Source organism: Actinomadura sp. GC306 (genome assembly GCF_004348665.1).
In the GTDB taxonomy this organism is placed as follows: Bacteria; Actinomycetota; Actinomycetes; order Streptosporangiales; family Streptosporangiaceae; genus Spirillospora.
The window spans coordinates 1-23,396 of record NZ_SMKM01000049.1; the positions used below are offsets into that span (position 1 = coordinate 1).

At 71.8% G+C, this 23,396-nt stretch carries 15 protein-coding genes and 2 pseudogenes; 3 read left to right on the forward strand and 14 right to left on the reverse strand.

Annotated elements, in window-relative coordinates:
- From E1200_RS10115 to E1200_RS10125, 3 genes and pseudogenes are all read right to left on the reverse strand, one after another.
- Positions 1-524: pseudogene (locus E1200_RS10115) on the reverse strand (hypothetical protein); the annotation flags it as partial.
- A gap of 1,045 nt (positions 525-1,569) precedes the next feature.
- Positions 1,570-3,159, reverse strand: coding sequence for a phosphoglycerate dehydrogenase (gene serA / locus E1200_RS10120; protein ID WP_131951569.1), 1,590 nt, complete (start codon positions 3,157-3,159; stop codon positions 1,570-1,572).
- Between the two features lie 160 nt (positions 3,160-3,319).
- Complete coding sequence (locus tag E1200_RS10125; protein WP_243708457.1) at positions 3,320-3,952, reverse strand: hypothetical protein; 633 nt, start codon at positions 3,950-3,952, stop codon at positions 3,320-3,322.
- Between the two features lie 534 nt (positions 3,953-4,486).
- Between E1200_RS10125 and E1200_RS10130 the strand changes: the two genes are divergently transcribed.
- The gene (locus E1200_RS10130; protein WP_207933274.1) at positions 4,487-5,278 is read left to right on the forward strand and encodes a hypothetical protein; all 792 of its coding nucleotides are present in this window, start codon (positions 4,487-4,489) and stop codon (positions 5,276-5,278) included.
- A gap of 61 nt (positions 5,279-5,339) precedes the next feature.
- Here the strand turns inward: E1200_RS10130 and ilvC are convergent, their stop codons facing one another.
- From ilvC to E1200_RS10150, 4 genes and pseudogenes are all read right to left on the reverse strand, one after another.
- Positions 5,340-6,323 (reverse strand): ketol-acid reductoisomerase, encoded by a 984-nt coding sequence (gene ilvC, locus E1200_RS10135; RefSeq protein WP_131951571.1) that lies wholly within the window; start codon positions 6,321-6,323, stop codon positions 5,340-5,342.
- 94 nt (positions 6,324-6,417) lie between these two features.
- Positions 6,418-6,942 carry an acetolactate synthase small subunit gene (gene ilvN, locus E1200_RS10140; RefSeq protein ID WP_131951572.1) on the reverse strand — a complete coding sequence of 175 codons (525 nt, stop codon included), beginning with the start codon at positions 6,940-6,942 and terminating at the stop codon, positions 6,418-6,420.
- A gap of 5 nt (positions 6,943-6,947) precedes the next feature.
- A pseudogene (locus E1200_RS10145) lies at positions 6,948-8,702 on the reverse strand (acetolactate synthase large subunit); the annotation flags it as partial.
- Positions 8,703-8,928: 226 nt separating this feature from the next.
- Positions 8,929-11,793 carry a GGDEF domain-containing phosphodiesterase gene (locus E1200_RS10150; protein ID WP_131951574.1) on the reverse strand — a complete coding sequence of 955 codons (2,865 nt, stop codon included), beginning with the start codon at positions 11,791-11,793 and terminating at the stop codon, positions 8,929-8,931.
- 469 nt (positions 11,794-12,262) lie between these two features.
- On the opposite strand from E1200_RS10150, the gene E1200_RS10155 reads away from it, so the two are divergent.
- Positions 12,263-13,366 carry a PQQ-dependent sugar dehydrogenase gene (locus tag E1200_RS10155; RefSeq protein ID WP_131951575.1) on the forward strand — a complete coding sequence of 368 codons (1,104 nt, stop codon included), beginning with the start codon at positions 12,263-12,265 and terminating at the stop codon, positions 13,364-13,366.
- Positions 13,367-13,404: 38 nt separating this feature from the next.
- Here E1200_RS10155 and gatB read toward each other — a convergent pair whose 3' ends face one another.
- The 3 genes from gatB to gatC are packed head-to-tail and all read right to left on the reverse strand — an operon-like array spanning position 13,405 to position 16,699.
- Positions 13,405-14,889: an Asp-tRNA(Asn)/Glu-tRNA(Gln) amidotransferase subunit GatB gene (gene gatB / locus E1200_RS10160; protein WP_131951589.1), complete on the reverse strand. Its 1,485-nt coding sequence runs from the start codon at positions 14,887-14,889 to the stop codon at positions 13,405-13,407.
- Between the two features lie 14 nt (positions 14,890-14,903).
- Positions 14,904-16,400, reverse strand: a complete 1,497-nt coding sequence (gene gatA, locus E1200_RS10165) for an Asp-tRNA(Asn)/Glu-tRNA(Gln) amidotransferase subunit GatA (protein WP_207933275.1) — start codon at positions 16,398-16,400, stop codon at positions 14,904-14,906.
- Positions 16,400-16,699 carry an Asp-tRNA(Asn)/Glu-tRNA(Gln) amidotransferase subunit GatC gene (gene gatC, locus E1200_RS10170; protein WP_131951577.1) on the reverse strand — a complete coding sequence of 100 codons (300 nt, stop codon included), beginning with the start codon at positions 16,697-16,699 and terminating at the stop codon, positions 16,400-16,402. The genes gatA and gatC overlap by 1 nt, the downstream gene beginning before the upstream one ends.
- A 387-nt stretch (positions 16,700-17,086) precedes the next feature.
- On the opposite strand from gatC, the gene E1200_RS10175 reads away from it, so the two are divergent.
- Positions 17,087-17,341, forward strand: coding sequence for a DUF6458 family protein (locus E1200_RS10175; RefSeq protein WP_131951578.1), 255 nt, complete (start codon positions 17,087-17,089; stop codon positions 17,339-17,341).
- A 12-nt stretch (positions 17,342-17,353) separates the two neighbouring features.
- Here the strand turns inward: E1200_RS10175 and E1200_RS10180 are convergent, their stop codons facing one another.
- The 4 genes from E1200_RS10180 to E1200_RS10195 form a co-directional block, all read right to left on the reverse strand.
- Positions 17,354-17,692 (reverse strand): hypothetical protein, encoded by a 339-nt coding sequence (locus tag E1200_RS10180; RefSeq protein WP_131951579.1) that lies wholly within the window; start codon positions 17,690-17,692, stop codon positions 17,354-17,356.
- Positions 17,693-17,772: 80 nt separating this feature from the next.
- On the reverse strand, positions 17,773-19,893 hold the full coding sequence (locus tag E1200_RS10185) for a bifunctional diguanylate cyclase/phosphodiesterase (RefSeq protein WP_131951580.1): 2,121 nt from the start codon (positions 19,891-19,893) through the stop codon (positions 17,773-17,775).
- Between the two features lie 256 nt (positions 19,894-20,149).
- Positions 20,150-22,318 carry an NAD-dependent DNA ligase LigA gene (ligA, locus tag E1200_RS10190; protein ID WP_131951581.1) on the reverse strand — a complete coding sequence of 723 codons (2,169 nt, stop codon included), beginning with the start codon at positions 22,316-22,318 and terminating at the stop codon, positions 20,150-20,152.
- Positions 22,319-22,370: 52 nt separating this feature from the next.
- Positions 22,371-23,387, reverse strand: coding sequence for a methionine synthase (locus E1200_RS10195; RefSeq protein ID WP_131951582.1), 1,017 nt, complete (start codon positions 23,385-23,387; stop codon positions 22,371-22,373).
- Between the last annotated feature and the right edge of the window lie 9 nt (positions 23,388-23,396).

Here is a 23,396-nt window from a genome sequence, read left to right on the forward strand (position 1 = left end):
TCCCGGAACCCCCCGCCCGACCCCACATTGAGGCTCCCGGCAAGCGCGGAAGCGGCGTTCCCCCACACCAACCCGTCCGCAAGCGAGACGAAACCCGCCATCATCTCCCGCAACGGCCGGAGCTGCCCGTCCACCACCATGGGATGCACGAGATCGGCGGCCTCCGCGACCTCGCCGACCCGCCACCCGCGCGGTTCGGCGAGCCCCAGCACGACCGCCTCGCCCGGCGCCCACCGCCAGCGCAGATCCGTCAGGTCGGGGACGATCCCCCGCGCGGCGGCCGCGGCGACGGGCGACCACAGCCGCGACGCGAGCCCCTGAAAGAGAATGGAAGCGGCAACACGCAGCTCCCCGGTCCTGAGCCGCTCCCCGTACTCAACGGTCGCCCCAAGAAGCCCCTCGACATCCGGAAACCGCCGCCACCCGGCAACGCCCGCCCCCGTGACGACCTCGAAGTAGACCCCGAGCCGACCGACCTCCCCGAGAACCCCGGCCACCTCACCCGAGTCGACGTCGCCCCCCATGCCCCCATTGTGAAGCCGACTTCGTTGACTTGCGGCGTGTTGTCGTTATGGAAGCCCGGATAACGACAACACGCCGCAAGTCAACGCCTGGACGGCCCGGGGTGAAGGTTGTCGATCACCGCTTGGACGAGGCACCCGCGCTGACGTGCGCCGCCGTTGTCCACAGAGGCCAGCCGGCAGCGCAACCCCGCGACGACCGCAACGCCTGCGATCGCGTCCGAAGGCAGGTTCCGAGCCTGCGAGAAACCCGATGGCCCAGCGAGCCCCCAAGGCGAGCCGGAGCGATGCAGCGACCGCACGCAGCGCCCGCCGAAGGGAAGGCGCCCCAGCGCCTGACCGCCAAGGGAACTGCAACAAGCACCCAGACGCGTCAGCGCCGGAGCCGAGGCGGTAATGCGGGCGCAGGAACCTCAGCCCCCGCAGCAACCCCGCAACGACCTCAACGCCTGCGATCGCGTCCGAAGGCAGGTTTCGAGCGAAGCAAGGAACCTGATCGCGCAGCGAGCCGCTAGGCGAGTCGGAGCGATGCAGCGATCGCGCGCAGCGCCCGTTGAAGGGAAGGCGCCCTAGCGCCTGACCGCCGAGGGCGATGCAGAAAGCACAGCGATCGCGCGCAGCGCCCGTTGAAGGGAAGGCGCCCTAGCGCCTGACCGCCGAGGGTGCTGCAGATTAATCCGCTCTACGGTCCAGGGCGGTTTGCAGGGCGCGGGCGGCCTCTTCTTGGGCGTCGTCTTCGGGGGTGGTGGTCCAGGTCTCGTTCATGATGGTTCGCTCCGATCGCTTGGCTTTGGCCGGGGGCCGGGCCGGGGCCGTGGTTCGCACGGTCCGGCGGGGGCATCGGGCTGACGGCCGGGCAGAGCCTCCGCAGCGGGTGCCGGCCTGCCGATGTTCAGGCCCCGCTGCGGCAGCGAAGGATTACCACGAAGCGCCGCATGACTACCTGGGAGATTACCCGTCAAGGCGGGGGTTGTCCCGGTCTGTGGCCGAGATTCTCAGTATGTGAGATGGGCACGGGCGGACGCCGGGGAGCGTCCGCCCGTGGCGGTCAGCCTTCCAGGTCCACGCGGCGGCCCATGTCGGCGCCCACCTCGCGGGTGATGGCGTCGACGAGCTGGGGGCCGATGGCGGAGTCGACGGTCAGGGCGATCAGCGCCTTGCCGCCCTTGACGTCCCGGCCGACCTGCATGCTCGCGATGTTGACCTGCTCGTCGCCGAGCAGCCTGCCGACCGCGCCGACGATGCCGGGGCGGTCGACGTAGGAGAAGAACGCCATGTGCTCGGTCGGGACGAGCTCCATGTCGTAGCCGTTGATCTCGATGATCCGCTCGGCGTGCTTCGGGCCGGTGAGCGTGCCGGAGACCGAGACGACCGAGCCGTCCGACATCGTGCCGCGGACCTGGACGACGTTGCGCCAGTCGGGGCTGTCCTCGCTGGTGGTGAGGGTGACCTCGACGCCGCGGTCGCGGGCGAGGAGCGGGGCGTTGACGAACGTCACCGTCTCCTCGATGACGTCCACGAACACGCCCTTGAGGGCGGCGAGCTCCAGGACCTTGACGTCGTGCTCGGCGATCTCGCCGCGGACCACCACGTCCAGCCGGACGGGGACGCCGCCGGCGAGGGCGGTGAAGATGCGGCCGAGCTTCTCGGCGAGCGGCAGGCCGGGCTTGACGTCCTCGGCGACCGCGCCGCCCTGGACGTTGACCGCGTCCGGCACGAACTCGCCGGACAGCGCGAGCTTCACCGAGCGGGCGACCTGGGTGCCCGCCTTCTCCTGCGCCTCGTGGGTGCTGGCGCCGAGGTGCGGGGTGACGACGACGTTGTCGTGCTGGAACAGCGGGCTGTCGGTGCACGGCTCGGTGTTGAACACGTCGATGCCGGCGCCGGCGACGCGGCCGTCCTTGAGCGCGACCTCCAGGGCCGCCTCGTCGACGATGCCGCCGCGGGCGGCGTTGACGATCCGCACGGTCGGCTTGACCTGCTGCAGCTCGCGGTCGCCGATGAGGCCGAGGGTCTCGGCCGTCTTCGGCAGGTGGACGGAGATGAAGTCGCTCTCGCGGAGCAGCTCGTCCAGCGTGACGAGTTTCACGCCGAGCTGCGCGGCGCGGGCCGCCTGGACGTACGGGTCGTAGGCGAGCACGTTCATGTCGAACGCGGCGAGGCGCTGGGCGACGAGGACGCCGATGCGGCCGAGGCCGAGGACGCCGACGGTCTTGCCCTGCAGCTCCACGCCGGTGTACTTGGACCGCTTCCATTCCCCCTGCTTGAGGGCGGCGTGGCCCTGGGGAACGTTCCGCGCGGTCGCCAGCAGCAGCGCGACGGCGTGCTCGGCGGCGGTGACGATGTTGGACGTGGGCGCGTTGACGACCATGACGCCGGCCTTGGTGGCGGCCTCGACGTCGACGTTGTCGAGGCCGACGCCGGCGCGGGCCACGACCCGCAGCTTCTTGGCGTGCTGGAACACCTCGGCGGTGACCTTGGTGGCGCTGCGCACGATCATCGCGTCGACGTCGGCGACGGCGGGCAGCAGCTGCTCGCGGTCGGCGCCGTCGACGTGGCGGACCTCGTAGTCGGCCTCCAGCACGGCGATCCCGGCCGGTGAGAGCTCTTCTGCGACGAGGACGACGGGCTTGCTCAAGGAAACGTTCCTTCGGAAGTGGATGTTCGTATGGTGTGTGCAGGTGAAGTCGCGAGTCACCTCGTCGTGCCCTCGCCCCCGTGGAGTCTATCTCCCGGTCGGGGGCAGGTTTCGCGGCAGGGAGACTCGCACCGGTAACTCCGGTTCGTCCCCCGCCGTGTCAGGCCGCGTTCGGCACCGCGGCCAGGACGGACGCCACGCGCTCGGTGTCGGCGACGTGGACGTGCGGCACGTCCACGAACACTCGCAGCGGGCCCGCCGGGAGGCCGAGCTCGTCGGAGACCCGCAGTTGGACCTCGCGGAGCGGGATGTAGGCCAGGTAGGCCCGGTGCACGTTCTGCGACCGGAACATCGCCGTCATGATGAGCCGGTAGCCGCAGAGGCGGAACGACAACGCGGTGAGGCAGGGCAGCCCCTCCGCCGGCTCGCCGGGGATCGTCAGGGAGATCCACGCGCTGGTCGTCCACGGCCGGGCGCGCAGCAGGTCCACCACCCAGCGGATCTGGTCGTGGCCCTGGAGGTCGTGCAGCCTCGGCCAAGAGCGGCCCGGGACGTTGCGGCGCGTGCGCTCCTGCGCGCGCCGGACGAGCCGGTCGCGGTCGCCGTGCTCGTGGAGGATCGGGTCCTCCCAGCTCAGCGAGGAGATCTCGAACAGCAGCGGCGGGCCCTCGATGATGGGCCCGGTGTCCTCCATGCCGGCCTCGCCCGCCGCCCAGACGTGCCGCAAGAGGCCGATCCACGCGTGCCCGCAGGTCTCCCACCGCCGGACGGAGCCGTCATCTCGCGCCGGCACGTCATGACTCCCGGCCGCAATTCGGCCCAAGGCCCGCCGCGCGGAGCCGGTAATTGCCCGCCGGCGACTTTGACCGGACGGCGGCGAATTCCGCCCTGCCTCCGGCCCGTGACCTTCCGTCGTTCTTGAACAGCATCACACCACTCATGCGCTCCGCCCCAACACCGCTCCGGCGGCGGTCACATGAACGTTCGCGCAGGTTCGCCCCGCGCGGGCCGCGGCCGTCACGGCTTTCTTCAAGTATCAGGCAAAGCACGCCAAAACGATAGGGTAATTCACCGACAAGGCATCTTCACTGGCATTCTGACGGCCACCGGGAGAGCCAGTCACTTGGACAATCTGTCCAAAAACCGTGTTTATCGATGCCGTGCGGCGGCGGCCCCTGGCGCGGGCGGGTGTCGCGGGACGGGCAGGTCGCCATGACCTGACGGCCATACCGAACAGGCGGCGGCGGAGACACGCTTCAGAGTTTCACTGTGCGCGACGATCCGGAGCCTTAACGTGACCGATGTTCCCGGCCGATCAGGAGTGAACGTGACCTCGGACTGCACCATCAGCGTTCTGCGCGACGTCCTGCGCGTGTACGACCACCGCTACCTCGGCCTCGACCGGGTCCAGCGGGAGCGGCTCGTGGACGGCACCCGGCGCGTCATCGGCGAGGAGGGGCTGAGCGACGCCGTGCGCGCCGCGATGCCCGCCTCCGCCCGGCTCAGGGCGTTCTGCATCCAGCACGGCCTGCGGGAGGAGCTGGAGCGGCTGATCCGCGACGAGGTCGAGGGCGCGCCCGGCGGGGCCGTCGTCGTCGGCGGCCGGATCTACGCGATGTACCCGTACCTGCGCGGCGTCCCCCGCCAGGACGCCGACATCACCACCGAGGTCGGCGTCGACCACCGGCTCGACACGGTGTCGTGGCAGGGCAAGAGGATCCGCATCAGGGGGTTCGCGGCGCTGCAGCGCGTCGAGACGAACCGGACGGCCGTGGACGTCATCCTCCGCGAGCGCACCACGGGCAAGGAGCACGGCTTCCCGGCCGTCCCCCGGCAGGACCTGCCGGACGGGTTCGAGACCGTCATCGACCCGATCGTGGTGCAGCCCGGGCGCTGGGACGTCCACGTGGCGGCGACGGCGCTCGGGGTGACGCGCGAGGCCCGTTTCGGATCCGTGCGCGCCGAGGAGCTGAAGACCTCGCCGCAGGTCCGCACCGCGGGTCTGCGCGACGCCGGGTTCTACTTCACCCGCGGCGGCCACCTGGCGGTCATCGTGCGCGAGCAGCCCCGCGACACCTCGCTGTCGGCGCGGCTGCGCCGCCTCGCCGGACGGCGCTGACCTGCGGCGCGACGTCGCCGCCCGCTCCCGAGGGGGGACGGCGCGCCGCAGGCGGGAGAGGCTAGTCGTTGAGCCAGCTCATCATCGGGCGCAGCTCGCCGCCCGTCTTCTCGATGGGGTGCGCGGCCAGCTCGTCGCGGTACTGCTGGAACTGCTTCTGGCCGCCCTCGAACTCGTCCACCAGCTCCTTGGCGTACTGGCCGGACTGGATCTCGCCGAGGATCTTCTTCATCGCGGCCTTGGTCTCCGGCGTGATCACGCGCGGGCCGCGGCTGTAGCCGCCGTACTCGGCGTTGTCGGACACCGACCAGTACATCTTGTGGATGCCGCCCTCGTACATGAGGTCGACGATCAGCTTCATCTCGTGCAGGACCTCGAAGTAGGCGACCTCCGGCTGGTAGCCGGCCTCGGTCAGCACCTCGAACCCGGTCTTGATCAGCTCGGAGACGCCGCCGCACAGCACCGTCTGCTCGCCGAACAGGTCGGTCTCGGTCTCCTCGGTGAAGGTGGTCTTGATGCCGCCCGCGCGCAGGCCGCCGATGGCCTTGGCGTAGGAGAGGGCCAGCGGCCACGCGTTGCCGCTCGGGTCCTTCTCCACCGCCACGATGACCGGGACGCCGCGCCCGGCGACGTACTGCCGGCGGACGAGGTGGCCCGGGCCCTTCGGCGCGACCATGGCCACGTCCACGCCCTCCGGCGGCTGGACGAGGTCGTAGCGGATGCTGAAGCCGTGCCCGAAGAACAGCGCGTCGCCCTCGACGAGCGCGGGCTTGATGTCCTTCTCGAAGATCTCCCGGTGGTGGTGGTCCGGGGCCAGCAGCATGATCAGGTCGGCCTCCTCGGCCGCCTCCGCCGGGGTCACGACGCGCAGGCCCTCGGCCTCCGCCTTCTCGCGGCTGGCCGACCCCTCGCGGAGCCCGACCCGCACGTCGACGCCGGAGTCGCGCAGGGAGAGCGCGTGCGCGTGCCCCTGGCTGCCGTATCCGATGATCGCGACGTGCCGGCCCTGGATGACGCCCAGGTCGGCCGCGTCGTCGTAGAACATCTCAGCCACAGTGCTGCTGCCTTTCGTTCGTGGTGGTTGTGTCACGCGCCCGATGGCGTGCGGTTCTGGTGCCGGGTCCGGTGCCGGGTGCCCGTCAGGCGCTGCGCTCCATGGCGCGCAGCGAGCGGTCGGTGATGGAGCGGGCGCCGCGGCCGATGGCCACCATGCCCGACTGCACCAGTTCCTTGATCCCGAACGGTTCCATGATCCGGATGAACGCGTCCAGCTTGTCGCGGGTACCGGTCGCCTCGATGGTGACGGCGTCCGGTGCGACGTCCACCACCTTGGCGCGGAAGAGCTGGACGGTCTCCAGGACCTGCGAGCGCGTCTCGGCGTCGGCGCGCACCTTGACCAGCACGAGCTCGCGCTGGACGGACGCCGAGGAGTCAAGCTCGACGATCTTCAGGACGTTCACCAGCTTGTTGAGCTGCTTGGTGACCTGCTCCAGCGGCAGGTCGGCGACGTTCACCACGATCGTCATCCGGGAGATCTCCGGGTGCTCGGTGACGCCGACCGCGAGGGACTCGATGTTGAAGCCGCGCCGGGAGAACAGCGACGCGACCCGGGCGAGGATGCCGGGCTTGTTCTCCACCAGCACCGACAGGGTGTGCAGGCTCATCGGGGTCAGTCTCCGTTCTCCCACTCGGGAGCCAGGTCCCGCGCGATCTTGATGTCGTCGTTGGTGGTGCCGGCCGCGACCATCGGCCAGACCATCGCGTCCTTGTGCACGATGAAGTCGATCACGACGGGGGCGTCGTTGATCTCCATGGCCTTGGCGATGACCTCGTCGACGTCCTCGGCCTTCTCGCAGCGGAGGCCGACGCAACCGTACGCCTCGGCGAGCTTCACGAAGTCGGGGATGCGCTTGGCCGCGTGCAGGTTGGTGTTGGAGTACCGCTCGTTGTAGAAGAGCGTCTGCCACTGCCGGACCATGCCGAGGTTACCGTTGTTGATCACGGCGATCTTCACGGGGATGCCCTCGATCGCGCACGTCGCGAGCTCCTGGTTGGTCATCTGGAAGCAGCCGTCGCCGTCGATCGCCCAGACGGTCGTGCCGGGCGCGCCGACCTTAGCGCCCATCGCCGCGGGGACGGCGTAGCCCATCGTCCCGGCGCCGCCGGAGTTCAGGAACGCCCCGGGCCGCTCGTACTTGATGAACTGCGCGGCCCACATCTGGTGCTGGCCGACGCCCGCGACGTAGTACGCGTCCGGCCCGGCGGCCTTCCCGATGCGCTCGATGACGTACTGCGGGGACAGGGACCCGTCGTCCGGGGTGTCGTAGCCCAGCGGGTAGGTGTCGCGCCAGGCGTCGAGCTGGCGCCACCAGTCGGTGTAGTCGCCCTTGCGCCCGGCCTCGTGCTCGTTCTGCACCGCGACGATGAGGTCCGCGATGACCTCGCGGGCGTCCCCGACGATCGGGACGTCGGCGTGCCGGTTCTTGGAGATCTCCGCGGGGTCGATGTCGGCGTGCACGACCTTGGCGCCGGGCGCGAACCCGTCGAGCTTGCCGGTGACGCGGTCGTCGAACCGGGCGCCGAGGGTGACCAGCAGGTCGGCCCGCTGCAGCGCGCCGACCGCGCCGACGGTGCCGTGCATGCCCGGCATGCCCATGTGCAGCGGGTGGCTGTCGGGGAGCGTCCCCTTGGCCATCAGCGTGGTGACGACGGGCGCGCCGGTCAGTTCGGCGAGCACCTTCAGCTCGGCGGACGCGCCGGCCTTCAGCACGCCGCCGCCGACGTACAGCACCGGGCGCTCGGCCGAGACGATCAGCCGCGCCGCCTCGCGGACCTGCTTGCCGTGTGGCCGGGTGACGGGCCGGTAGCCGGGAAGTTGGAGCTGCACGGGCCACTCGAAGTCGACCGTGGCCTGCAGGGCGTCCTTGGCGATGTCGACGAGGACCGGGCCGGGCCGGCCGGTGGAGGCGATGTGGAACGCCTCGGCGATCGTGCGTCCGATGTCGGACGCCTTGGTGACCAGGAAGTTGTGCTTGGTGATCGGCATCGTGATGCCGGCGATGTCGGCCTCCTGGAAGCCGTCGGTCCCGATGAGGGACGACGCCACCTGCCCGGTGATCGCCACCATGGGGACCGAGTCCATGTAGGCGTCGGAGATCGCGGTGACGAGGTTGGTCGCGCCCGGCCCGCTGGTGGCCATGCACACGCCGACCCTGCCGGTCACCATCGCGTAGCCCTGGGCCGCGTGGCCGGCGCCCTGCTCGTGCCGGACGAGGATGTGGCGCAGCTTCGCGGAGTCGAAGAGCGGGTCGTAGGCCGGGAGGATCGCGCCGCCCGGGATGCCGAACACCGTGTCGACGCCGACGTTCTCCAGGGCGCGGACCAGCGCCTGGGCTCCCGTCATCTGTTCGGTCGTCATGATCTGCGTTTCCTTGGGGAGTGGTTGGAGGCTCGCCGGGCAACAAAAAACCCCCGCCGCCGGGAAGCGGTCGAGGGGAGGCGCGCAGGACGAGAAGCTTGGTCAGCCCGCGCGCCGACCAAGTACTACGAGGATGGTGATGGTGCTCTGCACGAGCCCACTTTCGCCGATGTCCGGCCCGCGGTCAAATCCGTGGACGCTTTGTCTCAAATGCCGAGACGATTCGTGCTGTTCAGCCCGGTAGCGGCAGCGGGACGTCACCGGACGGGGCGTGCCCTTCGAGATTCGTGCGCACCAGCGACTCGACCCGCCCGGCCGCCATCGGGCGCGCCACCAGGAAGCCCTGGCCGCGCGGGCAGCCCATCTCGCGCAGCGCCGCCAGCTGCTCGGGCCGCTCGATGCCCTCCGCGACGACGGTCAGCCCGAGGTCGCTGCCGAGCCGCACGATCGTCCGGGTGAGCAGCGTGCGGGTCTCGTCCGAGCCGAGGCCGGCCACGAACGACGGGTCGATCTTGATGACGTCCACGGGGAGCTGCCCGAGGTAGGCCAGCGAGGCGTAGCCGGTGCCGAAGTCGTCGATCGCGAGCCGCACCCCGAGGTCGCGCAGCTCGGACAGGCGCTCGATGTTCTGGCCCGCGTCCTCGACGAGGACCTCCTCGCGCACCTCCAGCGTGAGGGCCTGCGGCGCCAGCCCGGTCTCCGCCAGCGCCGCCGCGACCGACTCCACGAAGCGGGGCGCGGCGATCTGCCGGGCGGTGAAGTTGACCGACAGGCCGATGTCCCAGGCGTCCGCGCGCCACCGCGCGACCTCGCGGCACGCCTCCCGCAGCACCCAGTCGCCGAGCGGGACCATCAGGCCGGACTCCTCCGCCGTGCCGATGAACTCCTCCGGCGGCACGGCCTCGCTGCCCCGCCACCAGCGCAGCAGCGCCTCCACGCCGGTCACCCGGGACGTCGCGAGGTCCACCATGGGCTGGAACTCGATCGCGAACTCCTCCTCGGCCAGCGCCTGCTGGAGGTCGCTGCCGAGCTCCAGGCGCCGGACGACGTCCGCGTGCATGTGCGGCGCGTACACCTCGACGCGCCCGCCGCCGAGCTCTTTCGCGCGGGCCATCGCCAGGTCGCCGTTGCGGAGCAGGTCGGCGGCGGTGCGGCGGAGGCGGCGGCCCGCCTCGGCGGCGTTCCCGGCCGGGCCAGCGGGCCGCTCCTCGTCCCCGGCGAAGTCCCCGGCGAAGGCGATGCCGACACTCGCCGTCAGCACGATGTGCTTGGTGCCGACCTGATAAGGGTCGACCGAAAGTGCCCGCAGGAGCCGTCCCGCGAGCTCGACAGTGGCGCGCGTCTCACCGTCGTCCGGCGGGAGCTGCACGAGGACGGCGAACTCGTCACCGCCCCACCGGGCCACCGTGTCGTCGGCGTGGACGGTGGCGCGCAGCCTCCGGGCGGCCTGCGCCAGCACCTGGTCGCCGGCCGCGTGCCCGTCGGAGTCGTTCACCGCCGTGAAGCCGTCCAGGTCGACGAACACGACCGCGACCTCGCCGCCGGACGGCTCGTGCCGCGACAGCACCTCCCGGGTGCGCTCCTCGAAGTAGGACCGGTTCGGCAGGCCCGTCAGGCCGTCGTGGAACGTCAGGTGCGCCACCTGCCGCTGCAGCGCCGCCTGCTCGCTGAGGTCGCGGGTGGTGACGAGCAGCCGCGTGGGCGCGCCGTCGGACCCGCTGTAGCGGGAGATCGTGGACTCGGTCGGCAGCCACGTGCCGTCCGCCGCGCGCACCCGGCACGACACGCGCAGCGCCTCGTCGACGGACTCCTCGTCCAGGACCTCGTGGAACACGTCCTCGACGCGCGGCAGGTCCTCCGGGTGGACGATCTCGTGCAGCGGGCGCCCGAGCAGCTCGTCGGGCTCGTAGTGGTACGTCCGCAGGGCGCCGGCGCTGGCGTACTGGACGGTGGCGTCCACGTCGCAGATGAGCACCGCGTCGTTGATGCTCTCCGACAGCGCGCGGAAGTGGTCCTCGCCGGTCTCCACGGCGCGGCGCAGCGCGTCGTTCTCGCGGAGCAGGCCCGCCAGCCGCGCGATGAGCACCAGCGCCGCGGTGCCCGCCACGATCGAGATGCCCGGTTCCAGGCCGTTGTGCCCGGTGAGCGAATGGCCGGCGATGAACATGGCGGCCGCGGCGGCGATCGCCGCGGGGGCGATGCCCGGCCCGATCATGCGGCCCTGCTCGCCGCTGGGGCGGACGGCGGCGTCCGGCTCGGCCACGTCGTCGCGGATGTCGTCGGGGATGTCGTCGACCGGCGGGGGCGGTTCGGCGGCCGGGCCCGTCCACGGCACCAGCAGCAGGAGCAGCAGCCCGGCCAGGCGCAGGATGTCGGACGGGTCGTCCGCCGGCCCGCCGCCGTCCAGCCGGACGAACGTGGTCACGACGTCGGCGGCCGCGATGGCGGCCAGCGCGCCGTAGCCCATCCAGGCGAGCCGCCGGTGGCCGCGCGCGGCGCCGAGCACGAACGGCAGCGCGCCGCAGACGAACACGATGCCGATCAGCGGATACAGCAGTTCCAGCAGGAACTCCGGCGGCGACTCCCCCGACCGGTCGTAGAGCGTGCCGAACAGGGCGACCCATCCGAGCACGAACAGGGCGCAGGCGCACACGTAGGTGTCGGCCGCGTAGCGCAGCCACGTGCCCGCGTCCCGGGGCAGCCGGATCGGCGCGACGAGGCCGATGACGAGTGCCACCAGGGCGAGCAGGTAGAACAGGTCGGGCACCGACAGGGACAGGGCGCTGCGGCGGTACCCGTCGATCAGGGCGGCGCCGACGGCGCCCGCGAACCAGGACGCGGCGGCGATCCCGTACCAGCGCCAGGAGGCCGTCCAGACGCCGCCGGGCGGGCTGTCCGGCGTGCCGCCGCCCGACCGCCTGGCCGACAGCAGCAGCGAGACCGCGGCGGCGCCCGCGGCGCCGGCCTCGGCCCAGGTGATGAAGGCGTCGCCGCCCCAGCGCAGCAGCGAACCGGTGGCGTACAGGACGCCGACGACGGCGGCCATGGCGACCGGCAGCGCACGCGGCGGCACCCGCCTGGCGTAATCGCCGCTCATCGCGCCGTGTCCCTTCCTGCCCCGGTGGAGCGTTCGGTCCCTGCAGACGCCGCGCCGCGCCAGGGGAGATTTCGGATCCTCGACCTTCGCCATATAACGGACGGAAGATCGGGAATCGTGCCCGCGCGGGGTCGGCGCGGGGCGGTGGCGAGGAGGTCGGTCTCGCCTGCCGGAGATCAGCGACGTCGCTGCCCTACGGGATCACCGTCGCGCTCAATGTACGTTCCATAGGTCACGGAGCGATTGAGGCTGAGCTTCCTCCCGGAGACAAACGACCTTGTCGAAAACCGTTTTGGGACACCCGAAAGCCGATCGTCACGGATGCGGCGTCCTGCCCGGCGGTACGGAGAGTGAGCACTGTTCTGGGGTGGTGTCCGGGTACGGAATCGCACCGGACGGGGAAAAGAACCCGGCCGGATTGGAACGGCGCGCCACGCGGATCCGTAGTAACAACGGGAGGTAACTGCTCATGCGAAGCCACACGATCGTCCTGGTCTCGGCAGCGATGGTGCTCGCCGCCTGCGGGTCGCCGTCCTCCGACGAGGACGGCGGGGCCCGCACGCCGCCGCCGGCGTCCGCGTCCGGCACGGCCGGGACGGGCGGATCCGCCTCGCCCGGCGAGCCGCGCGCCGTCGCGACCGGCCTGGAGGTCCCCTGGGCGGTGGCGTTCCTGCCGGGCGGCGACGCCCTGGTGACCGAACGCGACAGCGCCCGCCTGGTGCGCGTCACTCCGTCCGGTGAGAAGACGGTCGTCGGGAAGGTGCCCGGTGTGCAGCCCGGCGGTGAGGGCGGCCTGATGGGCGTCGCCGTCTCCCCCGGCTACGCCGAGGACAAGCTGGTCTACCTGTACCTGACGGCGACGTCGGACAACCGCGTCGTCCGCGCCACCTACGACGGCGGCGACCTCGGCACCCTCGAACCCGTCGTCACCGGCATCCCGAAGGCCGGCAACCACAACGGAGGCCGCATCGCGTTCGGCCCGGACGAGATGCTCTACATCGCGACCGGCGACGCCGGAGACACCTCCCTGTCCCAGGACAAGGACTCACTCGGCGGCAAGATTCTCCGCGTCACGCCCGACGGGAAGCCTGCTCCGGACAACCCCTTCGGCAACCGCACCTGGACGTACGGCCACCGCAACGTGCAGGGCCTCGCCTGGGACGACGACGGCCGCATGTACGCCACCGAGTTCGGCCAGAACCGCTTCGACGAGATCAACCTCATCGAGAAGGGCGGCAACTACGGTTGGCCGGAGGTCGAGGGCGAAGGCGACCGCGAGGGCTTCACGAACCCGCTGCTGACCTGGACGACCGACGAGGCGTCACCGTCGGGGCTCGCCTACGCCGACGGCTCCCTGTGGGCCGCCGCCCTGCGCGGGGAGCGCCTCTGGCAGGTCCCCCTGGACGACGGCGAGGCGGGACGGCCCGCCGCGCGCTTCGAGTCGGGCTTCGGCCGGCTCCGCGCCGTCGCCGCTGCTCCGGGCGGCTCCCTGTGGTTCACCACCAGCAACAAGGACGGCCGCGGCGACCCGGCGCCCGACGACGACCGCGTTATGAACGTCCCCCTCGGCTAGCCGGCGGCCGGCTGGCCGAGGGGGACGGCGGTGCGGCGTCAGGACGCGCCGAGCTTCTCTAGGATGAGCTCGCGAGCGCGGCCGGCGTCGGCCTGGCCACGGGTGGCCTTCATGACCGCGCCGACGAGCGCGCCGGCGGCGGCGACCTTCCCGGCGCGGATCTTGTCGGCCACGTCGGCGTTGTCGGCGATGACCCGGTCGATCACGGCGGACAGCTCGCCCTCGTCGCTGACGACCTTGAGACCGCGCGCGGCGACGACCTCGTCCGGGGTGCCCTCGCCCGCGAGGACGCCCTCGAACACCTTGCGGGCCAGCTTGTCGTTCAGCTCACCGGCGGTGATCATCGCCTGGACGCGGGCGACCTGCTCGGGCGTGATCGGCAGGTCCGCCAGCTCGACCCCCTGCTCGGTGGCGCGGCGGGACAGCTCGTTCATCCACCACTTGCGCGCGGCCGCGGCGTCCGAGCCGTGCGCGATCGTGGCCTCGATGAGGTCGACGGCGCCGGCGTTGACGACGTCGCGCAGCTCCAGGTCGGACAGGCCCCACTCCCCCTGGATGCGGCGGCGCCGCGCGGCCGGCAGCTCCGGCAGCGACGCGCGGATCTCCGCCACCCACTCCCGCGACGGCGCCATCGGCACCAGGTCGGGCTCGGGGAAGTAGCGGTAGTCCTGCGCCTCCTCCTTGCTGCGGCCGCTGGTGGTGCGGCCGGTGTCCTCGTGGAAGTGGCGGGTCTCCTGGACGATGCGCCCGCCGTCGGCGAGCACGCCCGCCTGCCGCTCGATCTCCGACCGGACGGCCCGCTCCACCGACCGCAGCGAGTTGACGTTCTTGGTCTCGGTCCGGGTGCCCCACTCGGCGGCGCCCCGCGGCATCAGCGAGACGTTGACGTCGCAGCGCATCGAGCCCTGCTCCATGCGCACGTCCGAGACGCCGAGCGAGCGGACCAGCTCGCGCAGCTCGGTCGCGTAGGCGCGGGCCACGAGCGGCGCCTTGTCGCCGGTCGCGACGATCGGCTTGGTGACGATCTCGACCAGCGGGATCCCCGCCCGGTTGTAGTCGACGAGGGAGTACTCGGCGCCGTGGATCCGGCCGGTCGAGCCGCCGACGTGCAGCGACTTGCCGGTGTCCTCCTCCATGTGGACGCGCTCGATCTCGATCCGGTACGTCGTGCCCTCGACCTCGACGTCCAGGTGCCCGTCGACGCACAGCGGCTCGTCGTACTGCGAGATCTGATAGTTCTTCGGCATGTCCGGATAGAAGTAGTTCTTCCGGGCGAACCTGCACCATTCGACGATGTCGCAGTTCAGCGCCAGGCCGATCTTGATGATGCCCTCGATCGCGGCGCGGTTGGTGACCGGCAGCGACCCGGGCAGCCCCAGGCACACCGGGCACACCTGCGTGTTCGGCTCGGCGCCGAACCCGGTCGCGCAGCCGCAGAACATCTTCGACGCGGTGCCGAGTTCGATGTGCGTCTCGATCCCGAGCACCGGCTCGAACCGAGCGAGCGCCTCGTCGTAGTCCATCAGCGTCGGAGTGGTCACTTCGCCTCCACCAGAGCCGGGGCCTGCGCCAGCAGCGGGCCGCCCCAGCGGTCTTCGAGGGCCCGCTCGACGGCGGCGCCGACGCGGTACACGCGGTCGTCGCCGAGGACGGGCGCCATGATCTGCAGGCCGACCGGCAGGCCGTCGGCGAGGCCGCACGGCACCGAGATCGCGGCGTTGCCGGCGAGGTTGGCCGGGATCGTGCACAGGTCGGCCAGGTACATCGAGACCGGGTCGTCGGCGCGCTCGCCGATCGGGAACGCGGTCGTCGGGGTGGTCGGCGACACCAGCACGTCCACCTGCTCGAAGGCGGCCTCGAAGTCGCGCCTGATCAGCGTCCGGACCTGCTGGGCCTTGCCGTAGTAGGCGTCGTAGTAGCCCGACGACAGCGCGTACGTGCCGAGCATGATGCGCCGCTTGACCTCGGGCCCGAAGCCCTCGGCGCGGGTCAGCGCCATGACCTCCTCGGCGCTGCGGGTGCCGTCGTCGCCGACGCGCAGGCCGTAGCGCATCGCGTCGAACCGGGCGAGGTTCGACGAGCACTCCGACGGCGCGATCAGGTAGTACGCGGGCAGCGCGTAGGCGAAGTTCGGGCAGGACACCTCGACGACCTTCGCGCCGAGCGACTCCAGCAGCTCGACCGCCTCGTTGAAGCGCGCCGACACGCCCGGGTCGTAGCCCTCCCCCGCAAACTCCTTGACGACGCCGACGCGGAGCCCGTCGACGTCGGCGCGGCGCGCGGCCTCCACGACCGGCGGGACGGGCTCGGGCACCGACGTCGCGTCCATCGGGTCGTGGCCGCTGAACGCCTCGTGCAGCAGCGCCGCGTCCAGCACGTTGCGGGCGAAGGGGCCGGGCGTGTCCAGCGAGGACGCGAAAGCGATCACGCCGTACCGGGACGACCCGCCGTAGGTCGGCTTCATGCCGACGATGCCGGTGACCGCCGCGGGCTGCCGGATCGAGCCGCCGGTGTCGGTCCCCGTGGACAGCGGCGCCTCGAACGCGGCCACCGCCGCGGACGAGCCGCCCGACGACCCGCCCGGGATCCGGTCCAGGTCCCAGGGGTTGCGCGATGTGCCGTAGGCGCTGTTCTCCGTGGACGAGCCCATCGCGAACTCGTCCATGTTCGTCTTGCCGAGGATCACCAGCCCGGCCTGGCGGAGGCGGGCCGTGACCGTCGCGTCGTACGGCGGCCGCCACCCCTCAAGGATCTTGGATCCCGCGGTGGTCGGCATGTCGGTCGTGGTGAACACGTCCTTGTGCGCGACGGGGACGCCGGCCAGCGGGCCGAGCTCCTCCCCCGCGGCGCGCCGCTCGTCGACCCGGCGGGCCTGCGCCAGCGTCGCCTCGCGGTCGACGTGCAGGAACGCCCGCACCTCGCCGTCCACGGCCGCGATGCGGTCCAGGTGCGCCTCGGCGACCTCGACCGCGGAGACCTCGCCGGCGGCGAGCAGCTCGCCGAGCTCCGCCGCCCCCTTCCCGACCAGCTCCATCAGGCCTCCTCGTCCAGGATCCGCGGGACGCGGAAGCGCTGCTCGTCGGCCGCGGGCGCGCCCGCGAGGGCCTGCTCGGGCGCGAGGGACTCGCGCACCTCGTCGGCCCGGTAGACGTTGGTCAGCGGCAGCGCGTGCGAGGTCGGCGGGATGTCCTCCGCGGCGACCTCCTGCACCCGCGCGACCGCGGAGATGATCTGGTCGAGCTGGGCGGCGAGATGGTCGAGTTCATCGTCGCCGAGCGCCAGCCGGGACAGCCGGGCGAGGTGCGATACCTCATCACGGGTGATGGCGGACATGAGAAAACCGTTCCTGCGGATCGATGGGATTCGCGCCCATCCTATGTTTATTTGCAGTGCCCTTGGCGTCAGGCGCTGGCGCGCCTTCCTTCGGCGGGCACTGCGCGCGATCGCTGCATCGCTCCGAACTCGCCCTGGGGGCTCGCTGCGCGATCAGGTTCCTCGCAGGCTCGGAACCTGCCTTCGGACGCGATCGCAGGCGTTGCGGTCGGTGCGGGGCTGGTGCGGTGGCTGGGGTCTGCGTGCCTGCTCGGTCCCTCTGGCTGCCATCCCTCATCGGCGGAGGCGTGCGGTCGTGAATTCCGGAAGTATGCACAAATCCGTTTACTTGTCGCTGGGCGGGAACTCTCTCGTCGTCCCCCCAGGACGAGCGGAGAGGAGACCGCCGTGACCATCGGCGGCAGCATCGCGCTCCTCATTATCGGAGCGATCCTGGCCTACGCGGTCAACTACGACATCAGCGGCATCGACATCCGCCTGGTCGGCGTGATCCTGATGATCGGCGGCCTGGTCGGCCTGGTCGTCGGCATCGTCCGGATGGTGTCCGCCCGGCGCGCCGTCGAGCGCCGCACACCCCCACCCGTCGTCCGCGAAGAGCACTACTACGAGGACGAGTACGGCACCCGCCGCCGCCCGTACTGACCGGCCCCGGCCCTAGTCCTGGCGCGGCTGCTGCGGCGCGTACTGCTGCGGCGCCGCGCCCGGCTGCGGGTACGGGTACGGCTGCCCCTGCGGCGGCACGGCACCCGGCTGGGGCGGGAACGTCACCGTCTTCGGCGGCGACTGCGACGGCGTCATGCCCGCGAGCGCCGCCCCCGCGATGATCGCGCACGACACCATTCCCAGGCCCGCGCTCAGCGTGGAAGCCAGGTGCTCAATCGTGAACTGCCCACTCGATGAGCCTTCGTCGAGCCCGGCCAGCATGGCGATGAAAAGCAGGCCCATACCTGCCAGTCCCAAAGCGAAGATCATTGCGCGCACGGCATTGTTCATGATCCGGGATGGTAGCGGCCCGTCCGACAGGCTGTAAGGCGGTTCGTCAGAGCCGCACGGGGCGGCGTGTCCGCCTCCGGTCACGCCGCCGGTTCGGGGGCCCTTTGCATGTGGCGGCGCAGCCATTCGGTGGCGGTCGCGGCGTCCATGGGGCGGCCGAAGTGCCAGCCCTGGGCGGCGTCGCAGCCCATGTCGCGGAGGATGCGGGCGGTCGCGGGGTCCTCGACGCCCTCGGCGACCGAGCGCAGGCCCAGGGTGCGGACGAGGTCGACGATGGACCGGACGATGACGGCGTCGTCGGCGGAGTCGGCGAGGCGCCCCACGAACGAGGCGTCGATCTTGATCTCCTCGACGGGGAGGCGCTTGAGGCGGACGAGCGAGGAGTACCCCGTCCCGAAGTCGTCGAGGCTGAGCGGGATGCCGAGGTCGGCGAGGGCGCTGACGGTGTCGGAGGCGTAGGCGGGCTCGTTCATCAGGATCCGCTCGGTGATCTCCAGCTGGAGCGCGGCGGCGGGCAGGCCGCGGGCGAGCAGGCCCTCCTCGATGGTCTCGGTGAGGCCGGTGTCGAGGAGGTCGCGTCCGGAGGCGTTGACGGCGACCTGGACGGTGAGGTCCTCGCGCCACCACGCGGCGGCCTGGGTGAGGGCCGCGTCCACCACGTGGTGGGTGATCGAGCGCATCAGGTACGTCTGCTCGGCGACGGACAGGAACGCCTCCGGTTCGAGGACGCCCTTGTCGGGGTGCCGCCAGCGCAGGAGGGCCTCCATGCCGACGAGGTGGCCGTCCCGGAGGGAGACCTTCGGCTGGTAGAACAGCTCCAGCTCGGAGCGGTCGATGGCGCGGCGCAGGTCGCCGAGCATGCTGAGCCGGGCCGGGGAGTTGCGGTCCTTGGCGGGCGAGTAGATCTCGACGCCCGAGCGGGCCTCCTTCGCGTTGTACATCGCGACGTCGGCGCGCTGGAGGAGCAGCTCGAAGTCGGGCGCGTGGTCGGGGAACAGCGCGATGCCGACGCTGCCCTCCAGCTCGAACGACATGCCGTCGAGCCGGACGGGTTCGCTGAGCGCGGCCCGGAGCCGGACGGCGACCTCGCGGGCGGCCTCCTCGTCCCGCACCGACGGCAGCAGCACCGCGAACTCGTCGCCGCCGAGCCGCGCGACGAGGTCGCCGGGCCGGACGCTGTGCGTGAGGCGGTGCGCGACGAGCTGGAGGAGGCGGTCGCCGGTGGGGTGCCCGAGGGTGTCGTTGACCTCCTTGAAGCGGTCGAGGTCGAGCAGGAACAGCCCGGCGCGGTCGTGCGCCGGTTCACTCTTGCGGCGGCGCGACCGGCCGACCGCGGCGCAGGAGGCGCGGTGCGCGGCGGCGCGCTTCACCGCTCCCCGCGCTTCGGTGAGGGCCTCCTCGGTCCGGACGATGAGGAGCTTGCGGTTCGGGAGGCCGGTGAGGCCGTCGTGCAGGGCCTGGTGCTCGCGCCGGACGGAGACGGAGGCGTTCAGGTACACCGCGATGAACGGCAGCACGATGAGCGGCACGAACAGGGCGGAGCGGTCCATCGCCACGACCATCAGCGGGGCCAGCCCGAGCAGCGCGAGGTGCACGAGGACCTGGTAGCCGAGGTCGACGCGGAGCGCCTTCGCCAGCGAGATCCGCTCGTGCAGGGCCACGGCGGAGCCGACGAGCGTGTGGTTGCAGGCGAAGTAGACGGCGCCGGCGAGCGCTATCGCGGGCAGGTCGCCGCCGTCGGGCACCCACGGGTTCGTGGGGGTGGCGATGACGCCGAAGAGGGCGAGGGCGAACTGGGCCGCGGCGAGGCTGAGGGTGTACTGGGCGGCGTTGAAGGCGATGCGCTGCGGGCCGCGGCCGCGCAGCACCCCGCAGGTGATGACGGCGATGACCTGGAGGGCGGCGGCGATCGGCAGCCCCGCGTACAGCAGCGCGGCGAACGAGAAGGTCGTGGACGTGGTCGCGCCGTTGTTCTCCCGGGAGCCCGGGGTGATGATCGGGCGCAGCTCGCCGTAGATGATGAAGCAGCCGAGGATCCAGAAGACCGGCGCGCCGGCGAGGGCGTCCAGGTCGGCGCCGCTCAGCCCGGAGAACGCCGTGCCGCAGGCGGCCACGCCGAGCAGGATGACGACGACGAAGTAGATCCACAACGGGGAGCCGCGGCGGGGCGCCGTGTTCCGCGTGTTGTTCGGGTCCTTCATCACATCCTCGGGGGGTTCGGGGGGCGTCCCCCCGGCACCGGGCGTCCCCGGCCACGGGGGACGCCCCCCGGGCGTTACGTCCGGAGATTCAGGTGTAGGTCGTGATGAGAGGGAGAGTACGGCCTTCGCTCAACTTCGCGAAACCGATTGCGTACGTTGCGTTATGCCCGTGTCGTACCCCGCCACTCACCGTTGGGTAGTTGAAGTGTACCCCTGAGTAACGCAAACCTGGTGGAAGTACCCCGAACACACCGCGTTATCCGTCGGTGCTGACCGTCACATTCCTGGCCGCTTCCGGCCCCTCGGCCAGCAGGACCTGGAAACCTTCCTCCGCGAGCACCGGGACGCCCAGCTTGACGGCCTTGTCGTATTTGGACCCGGGACTGTCGCCCGCGACCAGGAAGCCCGTCTTCTTCGACACCGAGCCCGACACCTTGCCGCCGAGCCGCTGCACCGCCTCGGTCGCCGAGTCCCGGCTGTACCCCTCCAGGGACCCGGTGATCACCACCGTGACGCCCTCCAGCGGACGCGGGCCCGCCGCCCCCTCGTCCTGCATCCGGACGCCGGCGGCCCGCCACTTCTCGACGATCTCGCGGTGCCAGTCGACCTCGAACCACGCCTTGATCGACGCCGCGATCGTGGGCCCGACCCCGTCGACCGCCGCGAGCTCCTCCTCCGAGGCGTTCGCGATCGCGTCCATCGAGCGCATCTCCCGCGCCAGGTCGCGCGCCGCCGACGGTCCGACGTGCCGGATCGACAGCGCCACGAGCACCCGCCAGAGCGGCTGCTTCTTCGCCTTCTCGAGCTCGTCGAAGAGGACCTCGACGGTCTTCTTCGGCTGGCCCTCCTTGTTGGCGAAGAACGACACCACCTTCGGCTCGCCGGTCTTCGGGTCGGTCTTGGACGTCCCCGTCCGCGGGTCGAGGACGAGGCTGCGGATGGGCAGGAGCCGCTCGACGGTCAGGTGGAACAGGTCGCCCTCGTTCTTGACCGGCGGCTCGGCCGGTTCGAGCGGCTGCGTGAGCGCGGTCGCCCCCACGTAGCCGAGCGCCTCGATGTCCAGCGCGTTGCGGCTGGCCACGAAGAACACCCGCTCGCGCAGCTGCCCCGGGCAGTACCGGGCGTTCGGGCACCGGATGTCGGCGTCGCCCTCCTTCTCGTACGCCAGTTCCGTGCCGCACTCGGGGCAGTTCGCCGGCATCTCGAACGCGCGCTCGGAGCCGTCCCGCAGCGCGGTCACCGGCGCGACGATCTCGGGGATCACGTCGCCGGCCTTGCGCAGGACGACGGTGTCGCCGATCAGGACGCCCTTGCGCTTGACCTCACCCTCGTTGTGCAGCGTGGCGCGCTCGACGGTCGACCCGGCGACCTTGACCGGCTCCATCACGCCGTAGGGGGTGACGCGCCCGGTGCGGCCCACGCCGACCTTGATGTCGAGGAGCTTGGTGTTGACCTCCTCCGGCGGGTACTTCCACGCGATCGCCCAGCGCGGCGCCCGGCTCGTCGAGCCGAGCCGCCGCTGCAGCGCGAACTGGTCGACCTTGACGACCACCCCGTCGATCTCGTAGGGGGTGCCGTGCCGGTTCTCGCCGTACTCGGCGATGTACGCGCGGACGGCGTCCATCCCGTCGAGGACCCGGTACCGGTCGCTGACGGGCAGCCCCCAGCCGCGCATCAGCTCGTAGGCCCCGGACTGGCCGTCCGGCTGCGTCCCGCCGCGCCACGCCCCGTACCCGTGGACGAGCATGCCGAGCGGCCGCTGCGCGGTGACCCGCGGGTCCTTCTGCCGCAGCGACCCGGCGGCCGCGTTGCGCGGGTTGGCGAACGGGTCCTTGCCGGCCTCCACCTGCGCGGCGTTGACCTGCTCGAACCCCTCGACGGGGAGGAAGACCTCGCCGCGGACCTCCAGGAGCTCCGGCCAGCCCTCCCCCGCCAGCCGGTGCGGGATGTCGCCGATGGTGCGGACGTTGTTGGTGACGTCCTCGCCGGTGCGCCCGTCGCCGCGGGTCACCCCGCGCACGAGCCGCCCGTTCTCGTAGGTGAGCGCGATGGCCAGCCCGTCGATCTTCAGCTCGCACAGGTACCCGGCGACCTTGCCGACCTCCTTGACGACGCGCTCGTCCCACGCCACGAGCTCGTCGGCGCTCATCGCGTTGTCGAGGCTCTGCATCCGCTCCAGGTGCTCGACGGTGGCGAAGTCGGTGACGATCGGCGCGCCGACCCGCTGCGTCGGCGAGTCGGGGGTGACGAGCTCCGGATGCCGCTCCTCCAGCCCCTGGATCTCCCGCATCAGCCGGTCGTAGTCGGCGTCGGAGAGCGACGGCTGGTCGAGGACGTAGTAGCGGTAGTTGGCCTCGTCGATCTCCTGGCTCAGCTCAAGGTGCCGCTGCCGGGCCTCGGTGGGAACGCCGTCGCTCATGGTCATGACCCCTATTGTCGTCAACGCGTCCGACAATACGGAGCCCCGCCACGCCCGCCTACGCGGCCGCCTCGAAGAGCATCTTCGCGGCGTCGCGGCAGCGTGCGAGGGCCGCGCGGACGTACCGCGGCGACGCGCCGGCCATCCCGCACGCGGGCGTGAGCACGGCCTGTTCGGCCAGCCGCGCGGCCGGGAACCCGAGCCGCCGCCACAGCTCCCGCACCGGTTCGGCGGTCGCCCGCAGGGACGGCAGGGCCGTGTCGGTGGCGGGGACCGCGCCGAGCAGGAGGCCCGTTCCGGCATCGATCGTCTCGCCCACCGCGTCGTCGTCCCGCCTCGCGATGCGGCTCATGTCGACCGAGATCGCCCGCGCGCCCGCGCCCCGCAGCAGGGCGAAGGGGACGTCCCGCGCGCAGCAGTGCACCACCGGGTAGGCGGCGCCGTCCGCGCACGCCGTCTCGATCACCGTGCGGAGCACGTGCTCGGCGACCGGCTCCTCGATCGCCCGGAGCCGGGAGAAGCCGCTGGCGGTCGGGACCGTTCCGGCGAGGGCCGCGGGCAGCGCGGGCTCGTCGAGCTGGAGGACGATCCGCGCGGCGGGCAGCCGGCGCCGGACGTCGGCGACGTGCGCGGCGGCGCCCTCCGCGAGCGAGGCGGCCAGGTCGCGGACGGCGCCGGGGTCCTTGAGCGCCCGGTCGCCGTGCCGCAGCTCGATCGTGGCGGCCAGCGTCCACGGCCCGCACACCTGGATTTTGAACGGCTCGTCGTGGGCCGCGGCGAGCTCCTCCAGGACGTCCAGGTCCCGGGCGAGGTGGTCGCGGGAGCGGAGCGTGTCGCGGCCCGGCCGGTCGGAGAACCGCCATCCGGACGGCTCCACGTGCACCGGCATGTCGATCAGCAGCCCGGCCGTGCGGCCGATCAGGTCGGCGCCGGGCCCCCGCGCGGGGAGCTCCGGCAGGTGCGGCAGGTCCGGCAGCTCACCGAGGACGATCCGCAGCGCCTCCGCCGGATCGGTACCGGGGTACGACCCGATGCCGGTCGCCGTCCCGGCCTGCCACGGGTGGTTGGTCGTCACACGGGGAAC

Excerpts from the sequence above, each read along its gene's own strand:
- ilvC (WP_131951571.1), bottom strand. The coding sequence starts at position 6,323 with ATGTTCTACGACGACGCGGCCGACCTGGGCGTCATCCAGGGCCGGCAC.
- ilvN (WP_131951572.1), bottom strand. The coding sequence starts at position 6,942 with ATGAGCCTGCACACCCTGTCGGTGCTGGTGGAGAACAAGCCCGGCATC.
- E1200_RS10150 (WP_131951574.1), bottom strand. The coding sequence starts at position 11,793 with ATGAGCGGCGATTACGCCAGGCGGGTGCCGCCGCGTGCGCTGCCGGTC.
- E1200_RS10155 (WP_131951575.1), top strand. The coding sequence starts at position 12,263 with ATGCGAAGCCACACGATCGTCCTGGTCTCGGCAGCGATGGTGCTCGCC.
- gatB (WP_131951589.1), bottom strand. The coding sequence starts at position 14,889 with ATGGACTACGACGAGGCGCTCGCTCGGTTCGAGCCGGTGCTCGGGATC.
- gatA (WP_207933275.1), bottom strand. The coding sequence starts at position 16,400 with ATGGAGCTGGTCGGGAAGGGGGCGGCGGAGCTCGGCGAGCTGCTCGCC.
- gatC (WP_131951577.1), bottom strand. The coding sequence starts at position 16,699 with ATGTCCGCCATCACCCGTGATGAGGTATCGCACCTCGCCCGGCTGTCC.
- E1200_RS10180 (WP_131951579.1), bottom strand. The coding sequence starts at position 17,692 with ATGAACAATGCCGTGCGCGCAATGATCTTCGCTTTGGGACTGGCAGGT.
- E1200_RS10185 (WP_131951580.1), bottom strand. The coding sequence starts at position 19,893 with ATGAAGGACCCGAACAACACGCGGAACACGGCGCCCCGCCGCGGCTCC.
- ligA (WP_131951581.1), bottom strand. The coding sequence starts at position 22,318 with ATGACCATGAGCGACGGCGTTCCCACCGAGGCCCGGCAGCGGCACCTT.